2 protein-coding genes and 1 pseudogene are annotated in these 3,293 nt (G+C 65.4%); all 3 read left to right on the plus strand.

Annotated features, from left to right (window positions below; translation table 11 throughout):
- Positions 1–321: 321 nt before the first annotated feature.
- The 3 genes and pseudogenes from VFH65_RS19815 (at position 322) to VFH65_RS19825 (ending at position 3,169) form a co-directional block, all read left to right on the plus strand.
- Entirely contained in the window at positions 322–615 is a 294-nt protein-coding gene (locus VFH65_RS19815) for a hypothetical protein (RefSeq protein WP_353323753.1), read from the plus strand.
- 275 nt (positions 616–890) lie between these two features.
- Positions 891–1,309: pseudogene (locus VFH65_RS19820) on the plus strand (alpha/beta hydrolase); the annotation flags it as partial.
- A 426-nt stretch (positions 1,310–1,735) separates the two neighbouring features.
- Positions 1,736–3,169: a PGRS repeat-containing protein gene (locus VFH65_RS19825; protein ID WP_353323754.1), complete on the plus strand. Its 1,434-nt coding sequence runs from the start codon at positions 1,736–1,738 to the stop codon at positions 3,167–3,169.
- Positions 3,170–3,293 lie beyond the last annotated feature (124 nt).

Raw genomic sequence — 3,293 nt, forward strand, 5'->3', positions numbered from 1 at the left:
TCCTGAACCCACCGTCAGCCAAGCCCAACAATGGGAACCCCTCCGGTCAACGCGACAACGCACCACGAAGGTCACGGTAAGCGGGGGATCGGCGGCCGGTCAATCGATCCAGGCCAACGGTAAGGTCACTTTTCCGTTCACATCCGTGTTGGTTGACAACAACCGCGACAAACATAGGGGTAAACGCCTCATGTACCTGGCTTATCGTTCGACGACAATGTTCGTCACGGGCCCGCGACGCGGCTGTCACTTCTCAGTGCACCGATGGGACACGTAGTTGCGGTTTGTGCAAACTTTCGTATTCAGAAGGGGAGCCTCTAGATGTCGACTTTCATGCGCTACCTCAAGCTCCAGCTGCAGTCGCTCACGTGCTTAGGCGTGGGCCCGATATTTCTCGTCATCTATCTTGCCGCCGAACCACAGCAACCGGCGTGGATGTTGTGGTGGGGGCTGGGCCTCACCGTCCTCAGCGTCCTCATCGCGTTGTACGCCACCAAAGTTGGCGCGAACACGTTGTTTCATCGTTATACGGAGGACGACCCAGACGACCCGAACGTGGACGACAGCGACAGTTTTGCAGCGCGCCTGCGCCAGCAGCATCGCTACGAGCGCTGACGATTTCGGCGCTGCACGCCTCCCGATATGCAGCAGGCATCGGTCGAGATGTGGCAGGGGAGAGAGGCATTGACTGCCGGGGTGGCCGTGACCTGAGGAACTGGCGCGACCTTGCATGGTTCCCATGCAGGTGTGTCTGCTAATTGGTTGGACCGGATTCAGTTCAGGTTGATAGCGTGCGCGAGACCGTGACATCACGCGAGGAGGTGAGACCCATGAACGCTGTAACCATGTGGGTGCTCCCACTCGCGTGCACGGTCAGGCGATTGACGTAGGTGTCGCCGGCGGAGCGTGCGGTGCCGGAATGGCAGGCGACCCTGGACGCCCTGCAGGCGCTGCCGGAGATTTGTCTCGAAGCGCCGATCGGCTACGGCGGCGTCTCTTTGGGTGTCGTAACGGGTCGGCGGTCGAATCCCGGATTGCTGCCTTGGGCTTCGGTGGGGTTTTCGTCGACGACGCTCTGATCGAGGCGGCGGGAACGATCACCGTCCCGGTCGAGTACCAGATTCCGTGGAACGACGAGGAATTCGACCGCACATCCGGGATCGCATTGTTTGACGCCTTCGCCTCGAAGGAGAAGACATTGCACGCCTACTCGGGTAGGCACTATCCGGTGCCCGAATACGAGCGCGACAGTTCGGCTCGGTTATTTTCCCGCCACCTCGGCCGGGCCGCCGACACGACTTCGGATTGACGTGAACAGGTGTCCGCGTCCCGGCCCACGCCGGACGCAGATGCCGCCCAACCGCTGCGTCGGCAACCGACGGACCTAAAAGCGTAGCCCTGCGGAGCGCTACGCATCTTTGCCGGTCACAAGATCAAGTCGGGTAGCAGGCGTTCGGCGGCTGCCCACTCTCGTTCTGCTGTGTTCGCGCGCTGCGAATGACACCTCGGACTAAGGGTCAACCCGGCGTCGAGCTGGCCAATGTTCATGGAGCTAGAGATGCGCGCTAGACAGCGCATAGGCCGGAAGCGGACGGCCGGATCGGACAAATAGATGAAATCTGATCCAGGGGTCGACCGATTTGCTGCGGATCCCTGAGCTGTGATGCAAACTCATTGCCACATCAAGTTCCAACAATTAGCTGGATGCAAGGATTCTCCCGGGGAAGGACACGCTGTGGCACCTGCCAAGCAAAAGACCATCACCGCCGCCATCGCCGCCGGCGTGCTCGCTACAGCGGCCACGGGTATCGTCGACAGCCCTCAAGCCACTCCGGCCGCACAGACGGTTCCGCACGCGGCGAACGTGGCTGCGCCGGCGTTGTCGCTGGCCGCGATCGCCACACCCAACAGCTTGTACGGGGCGACCGGCGGGTCACCCGTTGTGGTGATCGGACCGAGCGGCAGCCTGGATGTTGGCAGCAGCAGGGCTTCGGGTCCAGTGGCTCGCGCCGGTGTCGCGACCCCAACTTCGTCGGGCGGTGACAGTGGCGACGCCGTCGTGTCGAACGCGAGTTTCTTCTTCGCGCCGACCACGCTCGCGGGCTCCATCCCGCAGGCATCAAGCAAGTTGGGCAAGTTCGCGCCTGCAACGTTCGCCGCGACCAGTGCAACGAGCGCGGCCAGCGACCCATGGTTGGGAGACCCGCCTTTCCCGTTTCCGCCCAATAACTTCCTCGGCCTGATTGGACCGGGTGGGCTGCTGATCGGAGACGGGTACTACCCGGGGCAAAACGGCGGACTGTTGATCGGAAACGGCGCTGACGGCGCCCTTGGCCAAGATGGTGGCCGCGGCGGCTTGCTGTTCGGAGATGGCGGCAACGGCGGCAACGGCACGCTGACGCACGCACCCGGCAACGGCGGCAACGCGGGACTGATCGGCAACGGCGGCCGAGGCGGCGCAGGCTCGGAGGGTACTGCGACTAGACCGGGCGGTACTGGCGGCAACGGCGGCAATGGCGGACTCTTGCTTGGCAACGGCGGCGACGGCGGGTCGGGCGGGGTTGCGGGGAGCATTATCGGCGGCGAGGTGGTCGCCGGCACGGGAGGCAATGGCGGCAACGCAATCGGATTCGGTAACGGCGGCACCGGCGGCGGGGGAGGTATCGCGATCGGAGGTGACAGCGCGGTCGGCGGAACCGGTGGCGACGGCGGCAGCAACGGGCTGGCTGGCACCGCCGGCGCGGGCGGTGCCGGCGGCAACGCCGACAGCAACGGTCCGACGACCGGCGGCGCGGGCGGCAATGGCGGCGACGCGACCGGGCTGGGCAACAACGGGGGAGCCGGCGGCGCAGGAGGAAACGCGACCACAGGTGTCAGCGGCACGGCCACTGGCGGCGCCGGAGGCGAGGGCGGCGGCGGATCGGTCGGAGGTGCCGGCGGCGCGGGTGGCAACGCTACGACCACCTCAGGTGACGCCAACGGAGGCAATGGAGGCAACGGAGGCAGCCCCGGCGGGACCGGCGGCAACGGCGGCAACGGCGGCAACGGAACCTCCAGTTCCGGCAGTGGCACCGGTGGCGATGGCGGCAACGGCGGCTCACCCGGCGGTACGGGCGGCGACGGGGGCGACGGCAGCACGAATGACGGCAATGACGGAGCCGACGGCTAGCTAGTCCGTCACGGTTCTCGACGTTGCCGAGTACTGGAGGCCGCGGTGACGATAACTTCCTCGGGATTTCCGGCGCGTTTGGGCGACCGACGCGCCTCCGCGATCGTCGATCAACGACACCGAA

The organism is Mycobacterium sp. (assembly GCF_035697385.1).
Lineage (GTDB): Bacteria > Actinomycetota > Actinomycetes > Mycobacteriales > Mycobacteriaceae > Mycobacterium.

What these genes read in the sequence shown, in the direction of transcription:
- VFH65_RS19815 (WP_353323753.1), top strand. Translation starts at nt 322, where the DNA reads ATGTCGACTTTCATGCGCTACCTCAAGCTCCAGCTGCAGTCGCTCACG.